Here is a 21,605-nt window from a genome sequence, read left to right as displayed (position 1 = left end):
CATGACGACGCCATTCGCCAAGGATCAAGCCGCAGGGCTGCGGCGCATGCTCGGTCATGCCGCTGCCCGCCGTGTGCTGGTGATCGGTGGGCAAGAGCAGGTCGACGACTTTGTCGACAACCTGCGCATCGCGCTGTCCGCCATGGGCCGCGACACGGCCGTGGTGAACGCCCAGACCATGCTCGCCATGCCCGGCGTGCTCGAGCAGTACGACGAGACGGCGGATGTGACGCTCGTGGCCGCGCATTTCGGCACCCGGGCGCTGAGCACCGTGGCTGAAGTCTGCGACGACGTGCTGCTGACCTTCACCGATGGTCCGGAAGGCATCAAGAGCGCGTACACGCTGCTCAAGAAAACCGCCGTGCTGCAAGGCAGCGCTGGCATCCGCACCGTGGTGTGCGGCGCGCATTCGGTGGATTCCGCAGTGCGCGTGTTCAGCAACCTGGCCAACACCGTGGGCCAGTACCTGAACACCCGTATCGATTTCGCCGGCTACCTCCCAGAGGACCGGCACGTAGAACTTGCGCTCTCGCTCGGCAAGCCCGTGGCGAGCGCGTTTCCCGCATCGCCTTCGGCCATGGCCTTCCGCCAGCTTGCCGAAGAAATGTTGAGCTGGGCCAGCGCCGAGGCCCAAGCCGGTGATGGCAGTGCGCCGTCGCGGGTGGTCATGTCGGCGCGGGCACCGGCACAGCCGGCGGATGAATCGGCGCAAGACACGTCAATGTCGACTTCGACTGCGACGCCCCGCGCCACCGCACGCGCGGCCGAATTGGTTTATTGAGGCGCAGCATGAACGAAGCGTCAAAGGCAGGCATGAATATGTACACCGCAACCGGTCGCAAGACCAAGTCCGACGAGATGGCCATGTACGCACCGCTGGTGCGTCGCATTGCCAACCAGATGATGGTCAAGCTGCCCGCCAGCGTTGAGCTGGACGACCTGATCCAGGCCGGCATGATGGGCTTGCTCGACGCGCTGTCGCGCTATGAGGAAACGCAGGGTGTGCAGTTCGAGTTCTACGCAGCCCAGCGTATCCGCGGCGCGATCCTGGACGAACTGCGCGGCTCGGACTGGCTGCCGCGCGGCCTGCGCCGCAACGCGCGCACGATCGAGCAGGCGATCCAGAAGCTGCAGCAGCAGAAGGGTCGCGCGCCCACCGAAACCGAGATTGCGGCAGCGCTGGGCATGTCGCTGGCCGAATACCAGAAGCAACTGGTCGACCTGCAAGGCAGCCAGCTGCTGTATTACGAAGATTTCGACCGCGAAGACGCCGACGCCTTCATCGAGAACCGCGCACCCGAGAACGACGCCACGCCGCTGGACCAACTGCTGGACCACGACCTGCGCGAATCGGTTGTCGCCGCCATCGAGGCGCTGCCCGAGCGCGAAAAGCTCATGATGAGCCTTTACTACGAGCAGGATCTGAACCTGCGTGAAATCGGCGCCGTGATGGGCGTGTCGGAATCGCGCGTGTGCCAGATCCACAGCCAGGCCATCGCCCGCATCCGCTCGCGCCTGCGTGATCGCGCATGGCTGCCGACGCCGACCTGATCTGAGGTCAACCGGGCGCCGCTGCCTTTGGCCTGCGACGCTTGGTCTGTGCTTGACCTGCCAGTTTCTTACTGCGCGGCCAGCGAGTCATTTCGCGGCTGCGCTTTTTCTTTGGGGCCTCGGTCTCGCGGGCACGCTTGCATGCGTGAAGAGGTGGATGACAGCGCACACACGTTTCAGAACGCAAAATATGTACACAAAAAACAGTGGCAATTGTTGACAGAAAAACGGCGCACCTCCAAGATTCCGGCAAATACGCGGCATCACGCCGCATGAATGCCGGCGGATGGACTCCGCCACATCCGCCTAAAGCACGCTCCCGGCATTGACACGGGGGCGGCCCCAGGAGACAAACAATGCGCCAATCCCCCGGCCAACCCTCGCCTTCTTCGTCGACAATCGCTCACGCCGCTGTCGATCCCGTCAACGAGCGTCTGCCGCTGCCCCGCCTGTTTGCTCTTGGTCTGCAGCACCTGTTGGTGATGTACGCCGGTGCGATTGCCGTGCCGCTGATTGTCGGCAATGCGCTTGGTCTGTCGAAGAGCGATCTGTCGTATCTGGTCAATTGCGACCTGTTTGCGGCTGGCATCGGCACGCTTATCCAATCGCTCGGTTTCCTGATCTTCGGGATCCGTCTGCCGGTGATGATGGGCGTCACGTTTGCCGCGGTTGCACCCATGATCGCCATTGGCGTGGAGCCCAGCATGGGGCTGCCCGGCATCTTCGGGGCGTCCATCGTTTCAGGTGTGTTCGGCATTGCCATTGCGCCGCTGATGGGGCGGCTGCTTGGCCTGTTCCCGCGCGTGGTAACGGGCACGGTCATCATGCTGATCGGCTTTTCGCTGTTGAGCGTAGGCATCAACTGGGCCGCAGGCGGTCAGCAGATGATTCCGCAGGTGGTCGACGGCGTGCGCCACATGGTGCCGAACCCGGCGTTTGGCGATCCGTTCGGCCTGGCCATTGCGGCGCTGGTGCTGGTGACGATTCTGCTGCTGACCAAGTTCGGTAATGCACTGCTGTGCAATATCGCGGTGCTGCTTGGCATCGTGACGGGCACGCTAGTGGCAGCGGCGTTTGGCAAGGTGTCGCTGGCGGATGCGAGCGCGGCGCCGCTGATGACGCTGGTGACACCGTTCCACTTCGGCATGCCGAAGTTCGAGCTGTCGGCCATCATCTCGATGTGCATCGTGATCGTGATCACGCTGGTGGAATCAACTGGCATGTTCCTCGCGCTGTCGCACGTGGTGGGCAAGCCGATCTCGCGCAACGAACTCACCAACGGCCTGCGTGCCGACGGTCTGGCGACGGTTGTGGCGGGCGTGTTCAACACGTTTCCGCATACGTCGTTCTCGCAGAACATCGGGCTGGTGTCGATCACGGGCGTACGTTCGCGCTATGTGGCGGCCGCTGGCGGGTTGCTGCTGATCGTGCTGGGGCTGTTTCCGAAGCTGTCTTACGTGGTGGCGTCTGTGCCGCAATACGTGCTGGGCGGCGCGGGCATCGTGATGTTCGGCATGGTGGCTGCAGCCGGCATCCGCATGCTGGGCATGGTCGATTTCCAGCAGCAGCGCCACAACCTGCTGATCATCGCGGTGTCGGTCGGCTTTGGCATGATGCCGACGCTGGCGCCGGCGTTCTTCCACCACTTTCCGGACTGGATGCACCCCATCACCCACAGCGGCATCGTGATGGGCACGCTGGTGGCCGTGGTGCTCAACGCGTGGTTCAACGGCATCCGTGGCTCGCACGAAGTCATGCACGGCGCGGCCGCTGCTGCGCATTGAACATCCAAGCCGCGCGCCTGAAAAGCGGCTCAGGTCTGGCGGCTCAGGTCTCTTCAGCAACCGACACGCGGTATGCGGTGTGCTGGCGGTAGACCTGGCCGGGGCGGAACATGACCGCTTGCGCATCGGGCATGTTGACCTGGTTCGGGAACGCGCTCGCTTCCAGGCATAAGCCGCTGCGCAGCGCGTGCGTGCCCCCCAGCTTGTGCCCCGAGTAAAACTGCAGCCCGCGCTGATCGGTGAGCACCGTCAATTCGCGCCCGCTGCCGGGGTCATACAGCCGCGCGACCGCGCGTACATGCGGGTGACCCTCCGGCGCCGTATTGCGCAGCACGAAGCAGTGATCGAACCCGCCGGCCTGCGCGAGTTGCGCGTTAGGCCAGTCCAGCCGTACCCCAATGGGCGCCCCCTGACGAAAATCGAATGCCGTGCCCGCGACGCTGGCTGTTCGCGTCGGGATCAGCTTGGCGTCGACTTCCAGAAAGGCGTCGGCATCGATCGACAGGATGTGGCCCTTGATGTCGGTGCCGGGCTTGCCGCTCAGGTTGAAATACCCGTGGCTTGTCAGGTTGATCGGCGTGGGCGCATCGGTCCGCGCTTCATAGTCGATCGACAGCGTGCCATCGTCGTCAAGCGCATAGCGAACCTGGACGGCGACATTGCCGGGGAATCCCGCATCGCCTTCTGGGGACGTGAGCCGCAGGACCAATGCGCCGTCCTCATCCTCAGCCTCCCATAGCGCCCGATGAAACCCGCTCGCCCCGCCGTGGAGCAGATTGCCGCCCTCATTGCGGTCGAGCGCGTAGTCGATGCCGTCGAGCGTGAAGCGTGCGCCGGCAATCCGGTTGGCCCAGCGCCCGATCAAGCCGCCCAGATAACCCGGCGATTCCAGGTAGGCGGCAGGCGTCGCGTGGTTCAGAAGAATCTCGCCCAGGCGCCCGCCGCGGTCAGGTGCTTGCCAGGAGACGAGCGTTGCCCCCAGATCGCTGATCGAAACGCGCATGCCCGAGGCATTGCGCAGCGTGAACAGCCGAACCGGTTCACCGTCCGGCAAGTGCCCCCATGTTGCAGACGAGATGGCGCCGTCGAGCGGCGCGTGTGCGGACAGCGCTGGCGCGATGCTCATGATTGGCCCTCTGCGATCGTGCGTTCCTGGTATTCGCGCGGCGTGCAATCCAGCTCACGGCGGAATACGGCGTGCATGTATTGCGGTGAGGTAAAGCCGCAGCGCACCGCCACCTCGGCGGTTGCGACATCACGGCTGGCCAGCATGTGCTTGGCGGCGTCGAGCTTATGGCGAAGGATTTCCTGGTGCACGGTGCAATTCAATTCACGACGAAAGTGTTCTTCGAGCGATGACCGCGAGATACCGACGTAGTCCGCGACCTGCTCGGTCTTGATTCCCTGGCAGGCGTACTGCCGGATGAAGTGGCGCGCGCGCATGACATACGGGCTGGAAAGCGGCTGGTGCCTGGACGACGCCAGCACATTGATGCCAACCGGCGGCACGAGAATCTGCCGGCCTGCCAAGCGGGCACCGCCCAGCATCTGATGCAGCAGATGTGCGGCGGTGCGCCCCATCTCCATCGTGCCCTGAATGACCGATGACAACGGGATGCGGCTCAAGGTGCGTGTGAGCGGATCGTTGTCGATGCCAATGATGGCGACTTCCTCTGGCACGGCCAACCCTGCCGTCATGCATGCTTGCAGCAGGTGCCGGGCCCGCGCGTCGGTGACGGCAATGATGCCGATGGGCTTGGGCAAGGCACGCAGCCACTCAATCAACTGGCCGATCGCCTGATGCCAGGTCGGCGCGCTGGTCGAGAGGCCCCGGTAAATCTCTTGCTCAATCGGGGCGCTGGGATTGTCGAGCCGGCGCAAGCGGGTAAAGGCGAGCTCGCGCTGCTGTGCCCAGCGGTTCTCTGGTGCCTGGGGCAGGCTGTACAGCGCAAAGTGCTGCAGGCCTGCTTCGATCAGGTGCCGGTAGGCCAGCGAGACCAGCTTGCCGTTGTCCGTTGCGACATAGGGCTCCTTTGCCGGGTATTGCGCTGCATCTTCATATGATGAGCCGACGGCCACGACCGGCAGCGGGCAACCGCACAGCGCTTCAGCGACTGCAGGGTCGTCGAAATCCGCAATGATGCCGTCTCCATCAAACCGCTCGATGCCGGGCAGCCGGCAGCGGAAATCCTCTTCCAGAAACAAGTCCCACGTCACGCGCGTGGAGCGCATGTAGTCGCCAATGCCCGCGATGATCTCGCGGTCATACACCTTGTTGGCATTGAACAGCAGCGCAATGCGATGAATGCGCGCGTGCTGCGATGGATCGGAAGGTTGACGGTGCATGGTGGCTCGGGCCGCTCGCGGTGGCAGGGGTTGCCAAACGGCTGCAGCGCTGGGGCGTGCTGCGCGCTTGCACATTCTATTGGCTACGTGGGGCGCTGTCAGACGATCGCGGCGGGGTGGCAAGAAATGTTAGGGCGGTTGGGCAATTTCGTAATTGCCCGTGCTGAGCGGCCGCATCACCATGCGATGGCCGTCGAGCCGGGCGAGATCACTATTGCGGCGCACCACGCGCACCGTCGGCCTAGGGGTATCCACCAACAATAGAAGATGGAGTGAGACATGAAATCGAACCAACGCCGTAGTGTTCTGAGGGCCGCCTTTTGCGGTGCAGTGCTCGCCAGCCTGTCGATTGCGGCGCCTCTGGCGCATGCCAGCAAGGCGCATCCGGAGATTGGCTTTTGTATTGATGACCTGCGCGTGGAGCGCTGGTCGCGCGACCGCGACTACTTTGTCGCTGCCGCAGAAAAGCTGGGCGCGAAAGTGTCGGTGCAATCGGCGGATGCCAGCGAGCAACGTCAGATCTCCCAGATCGAGAACCTGATCTCGCGCGGTGTCGACGTGATCGTCATCGTGCCGTTCAACTCCAAGGCGCTGACCAACGTGGTGGCGGAAGCCAAGAAGGCCGGCATCAAGGTGGTGTCGTATGACCGCCTGATTCTCGATGCCGACGTCGATGCCTATATCTCCTTCGACAACGAGAAGGTGGGCGAGCTGCAAGCGCAGGGCGTCTACAACGTCCGCCCCAAGGGCAACTACTTCCTGCTTGGTGGCGCCCCCACCGACAACAACGCGAAGATGCTGCGGCAAGGCCAGATGAAGGTGCTGCAGCCGGCCATCGACCGCGGCGACATCAAGGTCGTGGGCTCGCAATGGGTGCCCGAGTGGAGCGCGTCTGCTGCGCTGGGTATTGTCGAAAACGCGCTGACAGCGAACAACAACAAGATCGATGCGGTGGTGGCATCCAACGACGGCACGGCAGGTGGCGCGATCCAGGCACTGGCTGCACAGAAGCTCGCCGGCAAAGTGCCGGTGTCGGGGCAGGATGCAGACCTTGCCGCCGTCAAGCGCGTGATTGCCGGCACGCAGACGATGACGGTCTACAAGCCGCTCAAGCTGATTGCCACTGAGGCGGCGCAGCTTTCGGTGGCACTCGCCAAGGGTGACAAGCCCAAGTACAACGCGCAGTACGACAACGGCAAGAAGAAGGTCGACACGGTGTTGCTGCAACCCACCCAACTCACGAAGGACAACGTCAACCTGGTGGTGAAAGACGGCTTCTACACGCAGGCTCAGATCGGCGGCGGCCAATAAGGTCGCGCAGCCAGGGCCACTTCGTGCCGGCGACGAGCCAACGCTTTGTCGCCGGCCGCGTTCGTACCTCAAGGACGAGGCATGTCTGAACCTCTGTTGCAGATGCGCGGCATCGTCAAGACGTTTGACGGTGTGAAGGCGCTCGACGGTATCAACCTGGTCGTAAGGCCCGGCGAGTGTGTCGGCCTGTGCGGCGAGAACGGCGCCGGAAAATCAACGCTCATGAAGGTGCTCTCCGGCGTCTACCCGAGCGGAACCTGGGATGGCGAAATCCTCTGGGAGGGGCAGCCGCTCCACGCGAGCGGTATTCGCGACACCGAGCGGGCGGGCATCGTCATCATCCACCAGGAACTGATGCTGGTGCCGGAATTGTCGGTGGCTGAGAACATCTATCTCGGCAACGAGATCACGCTGCCCGGCGGCCGCATGAACTACGCGGCCATGTACCAGGGCGCAGACAAGCTGCTGCGTGACCTGAACATCCGGGGCATCAATGTCGCGTTGCCCGTGATGCACTACGGCGGCGGCCATCAGCAATTGATTGAGATCGCCAAGGCGCTCAACAAGCGCGCGAAGCTGCTGATTCTGGACGAGCCATCGTCGTCGCTTACGGCGGCTGAAACGCGCATCCTGCTCGATATCGTGCGCGATCTGAAGGCGCGCGGCATTGCGTGTGTCTACATCTCGCATAAGCTCGACGAGGTGGAAGCGGTGTGTGACACGGTCACCGTCATCCGTGACGGCCGCCATGTGTCGACCGCACCGATGCACGACCTGACCACCGACCGCATCATCGCGCAGATGGTCGGGCGCGAGATTACGCAACTGTTCCCGCGCGAACCCCATCCCATCGGGGAGGTTGTTTTCGAGGCGCGCAATGTGACGTGCTACGACGCGAACAACCCGACTCGCAAGCGGGTCGATGATGTGTCCTTCTCGGTGCGGCGGGGTGAAATTCTTGGCGTGGCGGGGCTGGTTGGGGCAGGGCGAACCGAGCTGATGCAGGCGGTTTTTGGCGCGTATGAAGGCGCCAGTGAGGTGGAACTCGTACTTGACGGAAAACCGTTGAAAGTCCGGGCGCCGCTTGACGCCATTCGTGCGGGCATTGCGATGGTGCCGGAAGACCGCAAACGTCACGGCATCGTCTCGCTGATGAGTGTCGGACACAACATCACGCTTGCCGTCCTCCAGCGTTTTTCGCGTCTCGGCCGCATTGACGGCGCGGCCGAACTCGACACGATCCGCAAGGAGATGCGCCGGCTTGCCGTACGTGCCGCGCATCCGATGCTGCCGATTGCCAGCCTGTCGGGCGGCAATCAGCAAAAGGCCGTCCTCACGCGAATGCTGCTCACCGAGCCGCGCGTCCTGATTCTGGACGAGCCGACGCGCGGCGTGGATGTCGGAGCAAAGTACGAGATCTACAAGCTCATCGGTGACCTGGCCAAACGCGGCATGGCCATCATCGTCATTTCATCGGAACTGCCCGAAGTGCTCGGCATTTCGGATCGCGTGCTGGTGATCGGCGAGGGCGAGCTGCGTGGCGACTTCGTGAACGACGGGCTGACGCAGGAACACATTCTGACCGCAGCCATTCAACCGGTGCGGCACGCATCCACTTTTCATCAGGTAGGCCACGCATGACTTCTCAGACGAGCCCACAAGCCGCCGGCGGGGTGGACCCTTCGCGTAGCACGCTCAAGGCAACCCAGCGCCTGAGGCAACTCTTCGCACGCTACAAGATCCTGGCGTTGCTGATCGCCGTGGCCGCGATCTGGCTGTTCTTTTCGATGCTGACCGACGGTGCGTTTACGTCGGCACGCAATCTCTCCAATCTGCTGCGGCAGATGTCGATCACGGGGATGCTGGCCTGTGGGATGGTGTTCGTCATCATCGCGGGCGAGATCGATCTCTCGGTCGGTTCGCTGTTGGGCTTGCTTGGCGGCGTGGCTGCCATCCTGGATCAAGGACTGGGTTGGCCAATTGTGGCGACGGTGCCTGTGGTGCTGTTGCTCGGCGTGGCCATGGGTTTGTTCAACGGATGGTGGTCAACCTACCGGGGCGTTCCGTCCTTCATCGTTGGTCTGGGCGGCATGCTCGCGTATCGCGGCATTCTGCTCGGCCTCACACATGGCTCGACGATTGCGCCGGTGTCGGACAGCTTCGTGCTGATCGGCCAGGGCTACCTGCCGCGCCGGGTGGGTGACCTGATGGCAGTGCTGATCTTCTGCCTGTTGATCTTCGTGGTGATCCGACAGCGGCGTGAGCACCGCCGCTATGAACTCGATGTCGCACCGCTATGGCAAGACGTCGCCAAGTTGATTGCGGCGGGCGCGGTCATCGTTGCGTTTGTCGCCACGCTCAACAGCTATGGCGGCATCCCGGTGCCGGTTCTCCTCGTTCTGGCGCTGCTGGGCATTTTTTCGTGGATTGCCAGCCAGACGGTATTCGGGCGCCGTATCTACTCCGTGGGTTCGAACCTGGAGGCCACGCGCCTGTCGGGCATCAATACCGATCGCGTGAAGCTGGCCATCTTCGGGCTCATGGGCCTGATGTGCGCGTTTGCCGGCATCGTCAATACGGCGCGGCTCGCTGCGGGCTCACCGTCCGCCGGGACGATGGGCGAGTTGGATGCTATCGCGGCCTGCTTTATCGGCGGCACGTCAATGCGCGGCGGCGCGGGCACGGTCTACGGTGCGCTGGTCGGCGCGCTGGTCATGGCCAGCCTCGACAACGGCATGTCCATGCTCGACGTCGACGCGTACTGGCAGATGATCGTCAAGGGCGGCATCCTCGTTCTGGCCGTCTGGGTGGACGTCATCTCGCGCTCCGGCCGTCGCTGAACCAGCGCTGCGGGCTTTATCTCTTTTTGCTGTAACTGGAATCTCCTATGTCTTATGCGATTTATCCGAGCCTTGTTAACAAGAACGTTGTGATTACCGGCGGCGGTAGCGGCATTGGTGCTGCCATCGTCGAAGGCTTTGCCAAACAGGGGGCGCGCGTTACGTTTCTGGATATTGCGCGTGCGGACTCAGAAGCGCTGGCGGCGTCGCTGGGCGAGTGCGTGCATCCGCCGGTCTTTCGCTACTGCGATCTGCGCGATGTCGATGCGCTGAACGCCACGTTCTCAGGCATTGAAGCCGAATCCGGCCCCATCGAAGTCCTGATCAACAACGCCGCAAATGATGACCGCCATCAGATCGGAACGGTGTCGCAAGCCTATTGGGACAACCGCATCGAGGTGAACCTGCGCCATCAGTTCTTCTGCGCGCAAGCCGTGCTGCCCGGCATGAAGAAGCTGGGGCGTGGTGTGATCCTGAACCTCGGGTCCATCTCGTGGCATCTTGCCCAACCGGACCTCGCTATCTACATGACGGCCAAGGCCGGCATTGAAGGCCTGACGCGTGGGCTCGCGCGCGACCTTGGCGGATTCGGCATTCGCGTCAATTGCATCGTGCCCGGCGCGGTCCGCACGCCTCGGCAGATGGCACTTTGGCAATCGCCCGAGAGCGAAGCCAAGCTGCTGGCCGAGCAATGCCTGCATGAGCGTGTCGAGCCGGAACACGTAGCCCGAATGGCGCTGTTTCTTGCATCGGACGATGCCGCGCGTTGCACGGCGCGTGAGTACTTTGTCGATGCCGGGTGGTACGGCGGATGACGGCACCGATCATTCCGGAATGCGTCTGGCGCGTAGGCGCAACGCTCGGTGAAGGCGCGGTGTGGCACGCGGCGTCGCGCTGCTTGGTCTTTGTCGATATCAAAGGCCGACGGCTCTACCGATATGACCCCGATACCGCTGTGCGCCGCAGCTGGATCGCACCCGGCCAGATCGGCTTTGCGCTGCCCAGCGTTGACGGCAATTGGATCTGTGGCGTGCAAGGTGGCCTCTACCGGTTCGCGTTTGCAACGGGCAGCTTCAGTCGCGTGTTGCCGGTCGAAACCGATCAGCCGGGAAACCGTCTGAACGACGGCTTTGTCGATCGCACCGGGGCACTGTGGTTTGGCTCGATGGACGATGGGGAATCCGAGCCCAGCGGGCAGCTCTACCGCGTCGGTCTGGATGGCCGGCTGAGCGTGCGCGACTCAGGCTACGTGATCACGAATGGCCCGACCACGAGCCCGGACGGCCGCACGTTGTATCACACCGATACCTTGCAGCGTGTGGTCTATGCCTTCGACCTTGGCGACGACGGCAGCCTGCAACGCAAGCGCGTCTTCACCTCGATTGAGGGCACCGGCCACCCGGACGGCATGGCCGTCGACGAGGAAGGGTGCGTGTGGGTCGCGCTGTTCGGCGGAGGACGGATCGAGCGGTTCTCGCCCGACGGCCGATGCATCGGGCGCGTCGACTTTCCGTGTTCCAACATCACCAAGCTCGCATTTGGCGGCGATGACTTGCAGACGGTCTATGCAACCACCGCCCGAAAGGGGCTGTCGGACGAGGCGTTGCAGAAGGAGTCGCTTGCCGGCGGATTGTTCGCGTTTCGCGCGCCGGTCAAGGGGCGGCCTTCCACGGACTCTGCCGTGAACTTTTCCGCTGCGATGACCGATCAATCCTGACGGACGAGCCCGCGTGCTGCCAGGTTGCGGTACAGGGCGCGGACACCGAACGTCCACGGCGCGATCTCTGTCGACAGGCGCACCGTGTTGACGAGCGCGCCGAGTGCAGGCGCGCTGATCGTTACGCGGTCGCCGAGGTGGTGCGTGAAGCCGGCACCCGGTGCGTCGCGATCCTTGATCGGCGAGAACATCGTGCCGAGGAACAGCATGAAGCCGTCCGGGTATTGATGATGCGGTCCGCAGGTCTGGGTGACGAGGTCGAGCGGGTCGCGGCTGATCTCGCTCATGTGGCTTAAGCCGTCGAGCGTGAAGCCGTCGTCGGCGCCTTCAACACGCAGCGATACCTGCGTCGCGCGAATCGTGTCGATCGTGAAGTGCTCGTCAAACAGGCGCACAAACGGGCCGATCGCGCAGGAGCCGTTGTTGTCCTTGCATTTGCCCAGCAGCAATGCGGAGCGCCCTTCGATGTCGCGTAGGTTCACGTCGTTGCCGAGCGCTGCCCCGACGACATGGCCGGCGCTGCTGACCGCAAGCACGATCTCCGGCTCCGGGTTGTTCCAGCGCGAGGCCGGATGCAAGCCCACGTCGGCGCCGAACCCGACTGCCGACATCGGCTGCGATTTGGAGAACACTTCCGCATCGGGGCCGATACCGACTTCAATGTATTGCGACCATGCGCCCCGTCGCTGCAGCTCTTCCTTGAGCCGCATGGCCGCTTCGGAGCCGGGCTTGATCTTGGAGAGGTCCGAGCCCACCACGCCGACGATCGACTCGCGCACGTCGCGGGCCTTGGCCGGATCCCCGCCAGCCTGTTCTTCGATCACGCGCTCGATCAGGCTGACCGCGAACGTCACACCGCAGGCCTTGATTGCCTGGAGGTCGTTCGGCGCAAGCAGGGTCGGCGCGTTGTTCGCACGATCAGCAGCCAGCGAGCGTTCGACAAGCGCTTCGACGCGGCCCAGGTTTTCCCCCGGAGCCTGCCGGGCCACGGCCAGTGCGTCAGGATGCTCGAACAGATCTGCCACCGTTGGCACGGCTTCCGTGATGTCGAACACGACACCGTTGCGCACCACCACGACAGATGGCCCCGCGCCGTTGGCGGTCGTACGCCAGACACGACCAACGAGCGTTGACTGCTCCAGATCGTGCGGCAAATAGTTGGCGATGGCGGTCATGTGCACTCCGTAAATTGGACACCCTTGTTGCCAAGGAACCCGCGTGATCGTAGAGATGGCGGTTCGGGGTGTCCAACACGGTGACGTAATTTCCAACTTGTTGGACAATCGAGCCAATCATGAGCGGAGTAGCTTTCCAGTGAAGACAGATTACGAGGTGCCAGCACTCAAGCGCATACATGACGTGCTGGAAATACTTTGCGCGGCGACGTCTCCCGTCCGGCCGGCCGCATTGGCGCAGGCGACGGGCATGTCCAGAAGCACGCTGTACCTGCTGCTGGAGTCGCTCGAAAAGCGCCGCTGGATCGAAAAGCGGGCCGATGGCTATCTGATCGGCTTGACCTTGTTTGAGCTGGGTAACGCCTATTTCCGCCATGACAGCTTGTTGGCAGCGTTCCGGCGCGAATCCGCCGCCTTCGTGGCCACACACAACGAAGTCGTCCAGCTTGCCGTGCTCGACGGCGCGGAAGTCGTGTACATCGCGCGGGAGGATGCGCCGCGGCCGGTTCGTCTGGTATCGGATGTCGGCCTGCGCTTGCCGGCGCATTGCTGCGCGCTGGGCAAGGCGCTTCTCGCCAGCCTGGATGACGAAGCGGTGCGCGCGCTCCTGCCTGCCCGTCTGGCCGCCATGACGGAGCGCACGACCACGCGCCGGGCCGATCTCCTCCACGAGCTCGAGAGCATTCGCGTGCGGGGGCTGGCGACGGAGCGTGAGGAGGTGGTGGCGGGGCTGGCCTGCTTTGCGGCGTTCGTCGGCGTCACGCCGCTGGGAAAGCACGTTGCCGTGAGTTCCAGCGTGCCCATCAGCCGGCTGGACGCGCGCAGGGAAAAGCGTCTCGTTGTTGGTGTTGCGGGGATGGCGGACCGCATCGGCCGCGCGCTGACGCAGGCGTAGCGCCCGGCTGCATCACGGCCGGTTCCGCTATGATCGCCACTCCTCTTTCTCTTTCCTCTTCCCCTTGCGCGTAGGCGTTTCCCAATGACCACCGGCACCACACCCCCTCGCATGGCCGATGTTGCGCGCGCGGCCGGCGTGTCGAAGATGACGGTATCGCGGGTGCTGGCAGGCGGAAGCGTGTCGCCCGAGACCCGCGCGCGCGTGCAGCAGGCGATCGACGCACTCGGTTACGTCGCTACGGCCGCGGCCGGGATGCTGTCGAGCGGCCGGTCGGAGTTCGTCGCCGCTCTGGTGCCTTCGCTGGCCAGTTCCAACTTTGCCGACACCGTGCGCGGGCTGACGGATGCGCTTGCGCCACATGGCCTGCAATTGCTGCTGGGTGACACCGATTACCACCTCGACCAGGAAGAGGCGCTGGTGAAGTCGCTTCTGCGCCATCAGCCGCGCGGCATTGCATTGACCGGGCGCCACCACAGTGCAGGCACGCGCGCGCTACTGGAGCGCGCCGGCATCCCCATTGTCGAGATGTGGGATCTGCCTGAGCGCCCGATCGATAGGGCGGTCGGGTTCTCGAACGCCAAGGCGTCGCTCGCGATGCTGCGCCACCTGCATGCGCGGGGCTACCGGCGCATCGGTTTCCTGTGCGGCGCAAGCGAGCTGGACCGGCGCGGTACCGACCGCATGCGTGGATACGTGAGCGGAATCAAGGCGCTTGGCCTTGGCGAGCCGCGCGTGATCCGCCTGGGCGACTCGCCCATCACCATGAGCCACGGCGGGCCCGCCATGGCCGCCTTGCTGGAAGCCTGGCCGGACACCGATGCCGTGATGTGCGTGAGCGACATGTCCGCATTCGGCGCCATCATGGAATGCCACCGGCGCGGCCTGACGGTGCCCGGCGACATCGCTGTTGCGGGCTTCGGCAATTTTGAAGTCGCGTGGTGTTGCCACCCGACCATCACGACGATCTCCGTCGATGCCTATGGCATTGGGCTGCGCACGGGCGAGGTCTTGCTCGATGCGCTCGGCGTGGGCGAGGCCACGAGCGCGCGCAAGCTCTCGCACATCGACTTCAGCGTTGTCGAGCGCGAGAGCGCATAGCCGGCAGCTTCCTGCCTCAATGCGAGTGCCGTGGATTGCCCCGCGTCTCGATGACATTCAGATACAGCGTTGCCGGCTCCAGGCATCCGCCCGTTGAAAGCTGCCCGACAAACTTCCGATAGATTTCCTGCCAAGGCGTTTGCGACTGCGGCACGCTGAACGTTGCGCTTTCACGGCGGCGTTCAAGCTCTTCCGCGTCGATCAGCACATCGACCTTGCGCGCATTGAGGTCCACACGGATGCGGTCGCCGGTGCGCAATAGTGCGAGGCCGCCACCCACAGCCGCCTCCGGAGACATGTTCAAGATGGATGGGCTTGCGGAGGTGCCGCTCTGCCGGCCATCGCCCATGCACGGCAGCGATTCGATTCCTTGCTTGACGAGCGCTGCCGGCGGCGCCATGTTGACGACCTCGGCGCTGCCCGGATAGCCGACCGTTCCGCAGCCACGGATGACGAGGATGCATCGCTCGTCAATGGCGAGGGCCGGATCGTTGATGCGGGCGTGATAGTCCTCCGGGCCATCGAAGACGATCGCTCGCGTCTCGAAGACGTTTTCCGCGCCGGGTTCGCTCAGGTAGGTCTGCCGGAATGCCTCGCCCACCACCGACATCTTCATGATGGCGCTGTCAAAGAAATTGCCCGACAGCACGATGAACCCTGCGCGGTGCTTGAGCGGTGCGTCCACAGGAAAAATCACATCGCGGTCGGCGTCGGGGGCGGCATCCGCAATCGCGCCGATCGCGCGGCCCGACACGGTGGGGCAATCGCGCCGCAGCAAGCCGCCCGCGCTGAGCTGGCGCAACACGGCCGGCACGCCGCCCGAGCGGTGGAAGCTCTCACCCAGGTATTCGCCTGCCGGCATGCAGTTCACCAGAAGCGGAACCGATTCTCCGTGGCGCTGCCAGTCTTCGAGGCTCAGTTCCAGGCCCATGTGGCGCGCAATGGCGATGAGGTGAGGCGGGCAATTGGTGGACGCGCCAAGCGCCGAGGCCACCATGATGGCGTTTTCAAACGCCGCGCGCGTCATGATCTTCGAGGGCCGGATGTCTTCGTGCACCAAGTCGACGATGCGCTTGCCGGTGGCGTAGGCCATCTGGCCACGCTCCCGATACGCCGCCGGAATGCTGGCGCACCCGGGCAGCGACATGCCCAGCGCTTCGGCCAGGCTGTTCATCGAAAGCGCGGTGCCCATCGTGTTGCAGTGGCCGATCGACGGTGACGATGCGGTGGTCAGCTCCATGAAGCCTTCGTAGTCGATGTCGCCGGCGGCCAGCCGGTTGCGCGCATGCCAGATGACGGTGCCGGAGCCGACCCGTTTGCCCTCGTGCCAGCCGTCCAGCATCGGCCCGCCAGACAGGACGATTGCCGGCAGGTCGACCGTGGCGGCGGCCATCAGGCAGGCGGGTGTGGTCTTGTCGCAACCGGTCGTCAGCACAACGCCGTCAAGCGGGAAGCCGTGCAGGATCTCGACCAGCCCGAGATAGGCGAGGTTGCGATCGAGCGCGGCGGTCGGGCGGCGGCTTTGCTCTGCAAGCGGGTGAACCGGAAACTCCATCGGGATGCCGCCCGCGTCGCGTATGCCGGCCTTCACACGCTGCGCCAGTTCCAGGTGGTGCCGGTTGCACGGCGCCAAGTCGTTACCCGTTTGGGCAATGCCGATGATCGGCCGGCCCGACTGCAGCTCTTCGCGCGTCAGGCCGTAGTTCATGAAGCGTTCGACATAGAGGGCAGTCATGTCGGCGTGGCTCGGATCGTCGAACCAAAGCTGGCTGCGCAGTCTGCGTGGAGGTTGGGCGGGCATGGTGTCTCGGTTGTTATGTGGGGCAGGGTTCCCTCTGCGGGGAATCGGCGGGGTGGTTTCCGGAAGTGTTCAGCTGGATTTTGGTACCGGTAACAACTAATAGTAGAGCTGGAAGAACGCGCAGGCAATAGCGGGCCGGCGATGCAGCGTCAGGCCATGCCGGCCCCGGCCGTATCAACGATGCGTGCGCGTTGTCAGCCCCACTTCAGGGGAGGGTGTCTGGATTTGCCGACATCCACCTGAGTGCAAGCGTTTGCCGTGTGCCATCGAGGGGAAGCCGCCCCGGTTTCACGATTCTGCAAACAAGCCGCCCTATGTTGTGCCGATCTTCGGGCGAGGATAGGGGGCTGCCATGCGGGCGTTATCTGCACGATTCGAAAAAACAGACGCGGGGCGCCGTGAAATTGCCACGCGCAACGGCGCGCTTAGTCGCTCAAGCCGAGCGCTGCTGATCATGGTGGATGGCCACGCCACGGGCGAGGACCTTGCCGTGCGTGCCGGTCAGCTAGGCCTGGAGGCGCAGGCCGTGTTCGAGCTGATGCAGGCTGGGCTCATTCAGAGCGCAACCGATGTTGCCGGCGAGCCCGTTTTCGTTCAGGTGGCCGAGCCGCAGCCCGAGGCATCTACTGCACCCAAGGCGGGTGCGCCTGCCGCACCGGCACGCAAGCGTTCGCTGGCGGCGGCGCGCATGTATCTCATGGACATTGCGGCGCGCACGTTCAGCTCGGCTGAGCACCCGATCCGCCAGCGCCTGGTCGAGGCCACCGACCGCGCCTCCGTGGAAAGCGCGTTCGATGCGTTGCTGGCGGCCCTGCGCGAAGCCACATCGGCGTCGATGGTGGAGCAGGTGGAAGTATCGTTCCGTGGGTTTTTGCCGGCCGAAGAGGGGGCGGCCGGCTGAACGGTCAGGCTGCCTGTTGCGCCACTTCATCCTTGAGCAGCCCGCGCGCCCGCTGATTCGACTTATAGATGTTGTCGCGCACCGGCACCGCGCCGGTCTTCACGCTGTGCACCCATTCCTGGGTCGACATCACCGCCGCAAAGCGCGATTGCAGCACCACGCTGAACACGCGGTGGATCTCTTCCGCACTCGCAAAGCCGGCTTGGTTCTGATACGGCACGGCGCCTGATGCATCGTGAAGGAACTCCACCGCCGTGCCGTTGTGCAGGGCATGGTTGATCGTGGACGCGTCGCAGTTGTGCGTCATGTAGCCGACCACGGCCAGCGTATCGATGCCGCGTGCTTCCAGCCATTGCGCCAGGTCCGTCTCCGGATAGGCGCTGGGCAGCAGCTTGCGCAGATAGTGATCGTGCGGGCGCGATGCCACCACCGGGTGCAGTTGCCAGCCATCGGTGTCGATGGCAAACAGCGGCGAGCTGGCCGGCGAGGTCTGCTGCACGACGATCACCGGAATGCCGGCCTCGCGTGCCGCATCCATGGCGGCGCCAACGTTGGCCACAGTCTGCTGGGGGTCCGGATACTCGATCGGCAGGCCGCCGGTGAAGTATTCGTTCTGCACATCGATGACGATCAGGGCGCGCTTCGGGGCATTGTTCGTGGACATGGCTGACTCCTCAAGGTCGGTTGGGTCACGCATTTGCGTGAGCCCGTGGACAGCATCTTCGCGAATGTCTATCCTTCCCGACAGTGGCCCGGAAGACGTTTATCGAAAGAATCGGGCCAAAGCGCGGAGCCCGTATGCAAACGCAGCAGCCTCAGGAAATCGCCGTTCTGGCCTTCAACGACATCAGCCCGTTTCACCTGTCTGTGCCGTGCCTTGTGTTTGAAGACCGCATCTGGGCGGGGCTGCCGTCTTACAACCTGCGCATCTGTGCGGGGGAGCCGGCCAGGAAGGGCGGCCTGCGCACCACAGCCGGGTTTGCCGTGCAGACCGATTTCACACTCGAAGACGCTGCCCGCGCCGACGTGCTGATCGTCCCGTCATGGCGCGATACGCAAGAGCGGCCGCCGGCGCCCATGGTGAATGCGGTGCGCGATGCCTACGCGCGCGGTGCCACGGTGGTCGGCCTGTGCCTGGGGGCGTTTGTGCTGGCTGAAGCTGGCGTGCTCGACGGCCGTGAGGCAACCACGCACTGGAGCGCCGCCGATGCGTTTTCACAGCGCTACCCGCGCGTGAAGCTTGTGCCGGATGTGCTGTATCTGGACGCTGCTGACGGCCGGCTGGTGACATCCGCAGGCACCGCCGCCGGGCTGGATTGCTGCTTGCACCTGGTGCGCCGCTGGCATGGCGCGGAGGTGGCCAACCGGATTGCACGGCGGCTGGTGGTGGCGCCTCACCGGCAGGGCGGCCAGGCGCAATACATCGAGCAACCGCTGCACGATGCGCCCGGCGGCGATCGCCTGTCGGACCTGTTGAACTGGACGGTGGCCAATCTGGCGGAGCCGCATTCGCTCGACTCGCTGGCGGAGCGCGCGGCGATGAGCCGCCGCAATTTCACGCGGCGCTTTCGTGAGTTGACGGGCACCACCGTCGGCCAATGGTTGCTGGGGCAGCGTCTGGCCTATGCGCAGCGCATGCTTGAGACCACACGCCAGCCGGTCGAAGCGATTGCGCAACTGGCCGGGTTCGGCAGTGCGGTATCGCTGCGGCAGCATTTCAGCCGGACGTATCACACGTCACCCAGCGCCTACCGCGCCTTGTTTGCGCAAACCTGAAAAAAAAGCGGCTGGTCGGCCGCTGTGTTGATTACTCGGTTACTTGCTCAGCTCGTGGCCGATGACGGCGCCGGCTGCGGCACCCCCGATCGTCCCGGCCGTGCTATGCGTGATTTCATGGCCGGCCACACCGCCTGCCACTGCGCCGCCTGCCGTACACGCCGTGAGCGTGGGAGCCAGCGCGGCAATCGCGCAGACCAGCGCTGTTTTCCATGCGTTCATGATGTCCTCCTGAGGTGCCGGCTAGATGCAGCGGCCGGCATATCCCTCAGTCGAGCAAGGCGCGTGCCGCGCTCACATGAACAATGGCGAGAGCGACAGATGCGACAGCGCGATCACGATCACCTGCGCAATCACCAGCAGGATCAGCGGAGACAGATCGAGCCGGCCACCCAGCGGCGGCACCACGCGGCGGATCGGGCGCAATAGCGGGTCGACCAGCGTGTTGAGCACCGCGCCCATGGGCGATGCCGGCCCCATCCATGACAGCACGGCCGACGCAATGGTCACCCACACCAGCACGTTGAACGCCCACTTGAGCACCGTAAAGAGCGCCGCCACAAAGCCCATCGGCACGAGCGCCATCGGGCTCACGCCCACCGATGCCAGCAGCAGGAACAGATACACAAGCGCGGTGGCATAGGCCGCCACCAGCGACGACCAATCGATATAGCCCGTGGCCGGAATCACGCGGCGCAGCGGGTGCACCAGCCAGCCGGTCAACTGGAAGATCGCCTGCGACAACGGATTGCGCGGCGACAGCCGCACCGCTTGCGTCCAGGCGCGCAACAGCAGTGCCGCGCCAAAGAGCGAGAAGATCGTGTCGAGCAGAAAACGCGTGATATTGCCGAACATGCGTCCGGTTCTCCTATGGTCAGGTCAGGCAAGAGCGCGCGGCAAACGCTGCGCTGGGGCGCGGTATTGTCGCACGGCAATCTGACGGCCATCTGTGCGGCGGCGCCTCTGCGCACGGGCGGCGCATTCGCGTATTGTGGTGCCCGTTCGCCGTCTTTCCTGCCAGGAGACCTGCCTTGAAGCCAACCCTGTTTCGCGCGTTGTTGTCGCTGGCGTGCCTGTCGGCCGTGCCGCATGTGTATGCGCAGGCTGACACCACGTTTACCGTCGAGTCCCCCGCGTTTGCCGACAACGGCGTCATGGACCGCAAATACGCCGGCAAGAACCCCGCCAACGCCAACTGCACGGGAGACAACATCTCGCCGCCGCTGCACTGGTCCAACGTGCCCACCGGCACCAACAGCCTCGTGCTGATCGCCTCCGACCCGCAGGGCGCGGGCGGCCTGGGCGTGAACCACTGGATGGCCTACGGCATCCCCATGACGCAGACGAGCCTGCCGGAAGGTGCCGGCACCGGCGGTGCCTTGCGCATGGGCCAGAACGCCATCGGCAAGCCGGCCTACCTCGGGCCGTGTCCGCCCAAGGGCACTGGCATGCATCACTACGTTTTCCTGCTGATCGCCACGGATCTGGCGCCCGACGCGCTGCCCAATGGGCTCACGCGTGCTGAACTGGATGCGGCCATCAAGGGGCATAGCAAGGGCGTCGCTGCCTGGATTGGCCGGTTCGGCAACTTTTGACGTGACGACGCTGGCCGCCTGCGTTTACTGCGGCGCGGCCGGCTCCATGCCTTTGCGCTCGAGCAAGGCGGAGGCGTCCTTGCCATGCAGCGCCTGGATCAGTTTCTGTGCGCCCGCAAGGTTCTTCACATGGGCACTCACGGCCGCCGTATACACGGTGTAGTTCTGAACGGCCGCGGGCAATGGCCCGACGTACTGGATGCGCGGCACCGCAAGCAGTTCGCTGATCTGGTGGATGGCCAGCGCGGCTTGCCCATCGACAAGCCGGGTGCCTACCAACCCGCCGTGAACGCGCACCGCCTTGGGCGCAATCGCCTGTGCAATGCCAAGTGTCTCGAAGAGTTTCGAGAGATACACGCCCGACGATCCACCTGCAGCCGGGTCCAGATACGCCACCGAAGGCGCCGCCAGCAAGGTCTGTCTGAACTGCTCGACCGTCGAGATATCGGGCCTGGGGGCGCCCTCGGGCACCGCCACGCCAATACCGACGCGCGCCACGTTGCTGAGCGGGGGCGCCAGATTGCCGGATGCGCTGAGCGTCATTGCCAGGCGCTCCGGCAGGATCGCCACGTCGAAGGCTTCGCCGTCTTGAATGCGCTTGAGCAGTTCGCCTGCGGTGCCGTTCGTAATGATCAGATGGACATCGGCTGTGCGTTCGATAGACGGCGCCAGCGCATCCAGCACGGGCCGGAATGCCCCGGCCGTGAGGACGCTGAGGTCTGCCGCGTGCGCCGGGCCGGCGATGCACAGCGCGAAGAGCGCCGCCAGAAACGGGATTCTCGAAATCACGATGCAGCTCCGTTCACGTGTCG

General features: G+C 64.3%; 21 protein-coding genes. 13 read left to right on the top strand and 8 right to left on the bottom strand.

Annotated features, from left to right (window positions below; genetic code table 11):
• Position 1 precedes the first annotated feature (1 nt).
• The 3 genes from NKG59_RS02740 (at position 2) to NKG59_RS02730 (ending at position 3,335) form a co-directional block, all read left to right on the top strand.
• Positions 2–781 carry a MinD/ParA family ATP-binding protein gene (locus NKG59_RS02740; protein WP_253535025.1) on the top strand — a complete coding sequence of 260 codons (780 nt, stop codon included), beginning with the start codon at positions 2–4 and terminating at the stop codon, positions 779–781.
• Positions 782–789: 8 nt separating this feature from the next.
• On the top strand, positions 790–1,551 hold the full coding sequence (locus tag NKG59_RS02735) for an RNA polymerase sigma factor FliA (RefSeq protein WP_045201919.1): 762 nt from the start codon (positions 790–792) through the stop codon (positions 1,549–1,551).
• Positions 1,552–1,907: 356 nt separating this feature from the next.
• Positions 1,908–3,335 (top strand): nucleobase:cation symporter-2 family protein, encoded by a 1,428-nt coding sequence (locus NKG59_RS02730; RefSeq protein ID WP_253535022.1) that lies wholly within the window; start codon positions 1,908–1,910, stop codon positions 3,333–3,335.
• 43 nt (positions 3,336–3,378) lie between these two features.
• On the opposite strand, the gene NKG59_RS02725 is transcribed toward NKG59_RS02730, so the two are convergent.
• Positions 3,379–4,461 (bottom strand): aldose epimerase family protein, encoded by a 1,083-nt coding sequence (locus NKG59_RS02725; protein WP_253535019.1) that lies wholly within the window; start codon positions 4,459–4,461, stop codon positions 3,379–3,381.
• Positions 4,458–5,681, bottom strand: coding sequence for a XylR family transcriptional regulator (locus tag NKG59_RS02720; RefSeq protein WP_253535015.1), 1,224 nt, complete (start codon positions 5,679–5,681; stop codon positions 4,458–4,460). The genes NKG59_RS02725 and NKG59_RS02720 overlap by 4 nt, the downstream gene beginning before the upstream one ends.
• Before the next feature lie 279 nt (positions 5,682–5,960).
• On the opposite strand from NKG59_RS02720, the gene xylF reads away from it, so the two are divergent.
• The 5 genes from xylF to NKG59_RS02695 all read left to right on the top strand — a co-directional run bounded on the left by xylF (position 5,961) and on the right by NKG59_RS02695 (position 11,549).
• Entirely contained in the window at positions 5,961–6,992 is a 1,032-nt protein-coding gene (gene xylF, locus NKG59_RS02715) for a D-xylose ABC transporter substrate-binding protein (protein WP_253535013.1), read from the top strand.
• An 81-nt stretch (positions 6,993–7,073) separates the two neighbouring features.
• Positions 7,074–8,633, top strand: a complete 1,560-nt coding sequence (gene xylG / locus NKG59_RS02710; RefSeq protein ID WP_253534996.1) for a D-xylose ABC transporter ATP-binding protein — start codon at positions 7,074–7,076, stop codon at positions 8,631–8,633.
• On the top strand, positions 8,630–9,832 hold the full coding sequence (locus tag NKG59_RS02705) for a sugar ABC transporter permease (RefSeq protein ID WP_253534993.1): 1,203 nt from the start codon (positions 8,630–8,632) through the stop codon (positions 9,830–9,832). Before xylG ends, NKG59_RS02705 begins: the two co-directional genes overlap by 4 nt.
• A 47-nt stretch (positions 9,833–9,879) precedes the next feature.
• On the top strand, positions 9,880–10,647 hold the full coding sequence (gene xylB, locus NKG59_RS02700; RefSeq protein ID WP_045201906.1) for a D-xylose 1-dehydrogenase: 768 nt from the start codon (positions 9,880–9,882) through the stop codon (positions 10,645–10,647).
• Positions 10,644–11,549: an SMP-30/gluconolactonase/LRE family protein gene (locus tag NKG59_RS02695; protein ID WP_253534991.1), complete on the top strand. Its 906-nt coding sequence runs from the start codon at positions 10,644–10,646 to the stop codon at positions 11,547–11,549. The genes xylB and NKG59_RS02695 overlap by 4 nt, the downstream gene beginning before the upstream one ends.
• Here the strand turns inward: NKG59_RS02695 and NKG59_RS02690 are convergent.
• Positions 11,540–12,724: a fumarylacetoacetate hydrolase family protein gene (locus NKG59_RS02690; protein ID WP_253534989.1), complete on the bottom strand. Its 1,185-nt coding sequence runs from the start codon at positions 12,722–12,724 to the stop codon at positions 11,540–11,542. The genes NKG59_RS02695 and NKG59_RS02690 overlap by 10 nt on opposite strands.
• Positions 12,725–12,863: 139 nt before the next feature.
• Here NKG59_RS02690 and NKG59_RS02685 point away from each other — a divergent pair, with 139 nt between their 5' ends.
• The gene (locus NKG59_RS02685; RefSeq protein WP_253535678.1) at positions 12,864–13,619 is read left to right on the top strand and encodes an IclR family transcriptional regulator; all 756 of its coding nucleotides are present in this window, start codon (positions 12,864–12,866) and stop codon (positions 13,617–13,619) included.
• 84 nt (positions 13,620–13,703) lie between these two features.
• The gene (locus tag NKG59_RS02680) at positions 13,704–14,720 is read left to right on the top strand and encodes a LacI family DNA-binding transcriptional regulator (protein WP_253534987.1); all 1,017 of its coding nucleotides are present in this window, start codon (positions 13,704–13,706) and stop codon (positions 14,718–14,720) included.
• A gap of 16 nt (positions 14,721–14,736) precedes the next feature.
• Here the strand turns inward: NKG59_RS02680 and NKG59_RS02675 are convergent, their stop codons facing one another.
• Positions 14,737–16,521 carry an IlvD/Edd family dehydratase gene (locus tag NKG59_RS02675; RefSeq protein WP_253534985.1) on the bottom strand — a complete coding sequence of 595 codons (1,785 nt, stop codon included), beginning with the start codon at positions 16,519–16,521 and terminating at the stop codon, positions 14,737–14,739.
• A gap of 352 nt (positions 16,522–16,873) precedes the next feature.
• On the opposite strand from NKG59_RS02675, the gene NKG59_RS02670 reads away from it, so the two are divergent.
• A complete protein-coding gene (locus tag NKG59_RS02670) occupies positions 16,874–17,422 on the top strand; it encodes a hypothetical protein (protein ID WP_253534982.1) in 549 nt (182 codons plus the stop codon).
• 4 nt (positions 17,423–17,426) lie between these two features.
• On the opposite strand, the gene NKG59_RS02665 is transcribed toward NKG59_RS02670, so the two are convergent.
• Positions 17,427–18,086, bottom strand: coding sequence for a cysteine hydrolase family protein (locus NKG59_RS02665; protein ID WP_253534980.1), 660 nt, complete (start codon positions 18,084–18,086; stop codon positions 17,427–17,429).
• 134 nt (positions 18,087–18,220) lie between these two features.
• Here NKG59_RS02665 and NKG59_RS02660 point away from each other — a divergent pair, with 134 nt between their 5' ends.
• On the top strand, positions 18,221–19,198 hold the full coding sequence (locus tag NKG59_RS02660; protein WP_253534977.1) for a GlxA family transcriptional regulator: 978 nt from the start codon (positions 18,221–18,223) through the stop codon (positions 19,196–19,198).
• Positions 19,199–19,237: 39 nt separating this feature from the next.
• Here NKG59_RS02660 and NKG59_RS02655 read toward each other — a convergent pair whose 3' ends face one another.
• Both NKG59_RS02655 and NKG59_RS02650 read right to left on the bottom strand, forming a co-directional pair.
• The gene (locus NKG59_RS02655; protein WP_253534975.1) at positions 19,238–19,420 is read right to left on the bottom strand and encodes a glycine zipper 2TM domain-containing protein; all 183 of its coding nucleotides are present in this window, start codon (positions 19,418–19,420) and stop codon (positions 19,238–19,240) included.
• A 72-nt stretch (positions 19,421–19,492) separates the two neighbouring features.
• A complete protein-coding gene (locus NKG59_RS02650) occupies positions 19,493–20,053 on the bottom strand; it encodes a YggT family protein (protein ID WP_253534972.1) in 561 nt (186 codons plus the stop codon).
• A 176-nt stretch (positions 20,054–20,229) separates the two neighbouring features.
• Here NKG59_RS02650 and NKG59_RS02645 point away from each other — a divergent pair, with 176 nt between their 5' ends.
• On the top strand, positions 20,230–20,793 hold the full coding sequence (locus NKG59_RS02645) for a YbhB/YbcL family Raf kinase inhibitor-like protein (protein ID WP_253534970.1): 564 nt from the start codon (positions 20,230–20,232) through the stop codon (positions 20,791–20,793).
• 24 nt (positions 20,794–20,817) lie between these two features.
• Here the strand turns inward: NKG59_RS02645 and NKG59_RS02640 are convergent, their stop codons facing one another.
• Positions 20,818–21,582 carry a molybdate ABC transporter substrate-binding protein gene (locus NKG59_RS02640; RefSeq protein WP_253534966.1) on the bottom strand — a complete coding sequence of 255 codons (765 nt, stop codon included), beginning with the start codon at positions 21,580–21,582 and terminating at the stop codon, positions 20,818–20,820.
• Positions 21,583–21,605 lie beyond the last annotated feature (23 nt).

The organism is Ralstonia chuxiongensis (assembly GCF_024158925.1).
GTDB classification, from domain to species: domain Bacteria; phylum Pseudomonadota; class Gammaproteobacteria; order Burkholderiales; family Burkholderiaceae; genus Ralstonia; species Ralstonia chuxiongensis.
This window is presented reverse-complemented; position numbering and strand designations above follow the sequence as displayed.

Excerpts from the sequence above, each read along its gene's own strand:
- NKG59_RS02675 (WP_253534985.1), bottom strand. The coding sequence starts at position 16,521 with ATGCCCGCCCAACCTCCACGCAGACTGCGCAGCCAGCTTTGGTTCGAC.
- xylB (WP_045201906.1), top strand. The coding sequence starts at position 9,880 with ATGTCTTATGCGATTTATCCGAGCCTTGTTAACAAGAACGTTGTGATT.
- NKG59_RS02725 (WP_253535019.1), bottom strand. The coding sequence starts at position 4,461 with ATGAGCATCGCGCCAGCGCTGTCCGCACACGCGCCGCTCGACGGCGCC.
- NKG59_RS02650 (WP_253534972.1), bottom strand. The coding sequence starts at position 20,053 with ATGTTCGGCAATATCACGCGTTTTCTGCTCGACACGATCTTCTCGCTC.
- xylG (WP_253534996.1), top strand. The coding sequence starts at position 7,074 with ATGTCTGAACCTCTGTTGCAGATGCGCGGCATCGTCAAGACGTTTGAC.
- NKG59_RS02695 (WP_253534991.1), top strand. The coding sequence starts at position 10,644 with ATGACGGCACCGATCATTCCGGAATGCGTCTGGCGCGTAGGCGCAACG.
- NKG59_RS02705 (WP_253534993.1), top strand. The coding sequence starts at position 8,630 with ATGACTTCTCAGACGAGCCCACAAGCCGCCGGCGGGGTGGACCCTTCG.
- NKG59_RS02665 (WP_253534980.1), bottom strand. The coding sequence starts at position 18,086 with ATGTCCACGAACAATGCCCCGAAGCGCGCCCTGATCGTCATCGATGTG.
- NKG59_RS02720 (WP_253535015.1), bottom strand. The coding sequence starts at position 5,681 with ATGCACCGTCAACCTTCCGATCCATCGCAGCACGCGCGCATTCATCGC.
- xylF (WP_253535013.1), top strand. The coding sequence starts at position 5,961 with ATGAAATCGAACCAACGCCGTAGTGTTCTGAGGGCCGCCTTTTGCGGT.
- NKG59_RS02660 (WP_253534977.1), top strand. The coding sequence starts at position 18,221 with ATGCAAACGCAGCAGCCTCAGGAAATCGCCGTTCTGGCCTTCAACGAC.
- NKG59_RS02690 (WP_253534989.1), bottom strand. The coding sequence starts at position 12,724 with ATGACCGCCATCGCCAACTATTTGCCGCACGATCTGGAGCAGTCAACG.
- NKG59_RS02655 (WP_253534975.1), bottom strand. The coding sequence starts at position 19,420 with ATGAACGCATGGAAAACAGCGCTGGTCTGCGCGATTGCCGCGCTGGCT.
- NKG59_RS02740 (WP_253535025.1), top strand. The coding sequence starts at position 2 with ATGACGACGCCATTCGCCAAGGATCAAGCCGCAGGGCTGCGGCGCATG.
- NKG59_RS02735 (WP_045201919.1), top strand. The coding sequence starts at position 790 with ATGAACGAAGCGTCAAAGGCAGGCATGAATATGTACACCGCAACCGGT.
- NKG59_RS02730 (WP_253535022.1), top strand. The coding sequence starts at position 1,908 with ATGCGCCAATCCCCCGGCCAACCCTCGCCTTCTTCGTCGACAATCGCT.
- NKG59_RS02670 (WP_253534982.1), top strand. The coding sequence starts at position 16,874 with ATGCGGGCGTTATCTGCACGATTCGAAAAAACAGACGCGGGGCGCCGT.
- NKG59_RS02680 (WP_253534987.1), top strand. The coding sequence starts at position 13,704 with ATGACCACCGGCACCACACCCCCTCGCATGGCCGATGTTGCGCGCGCG.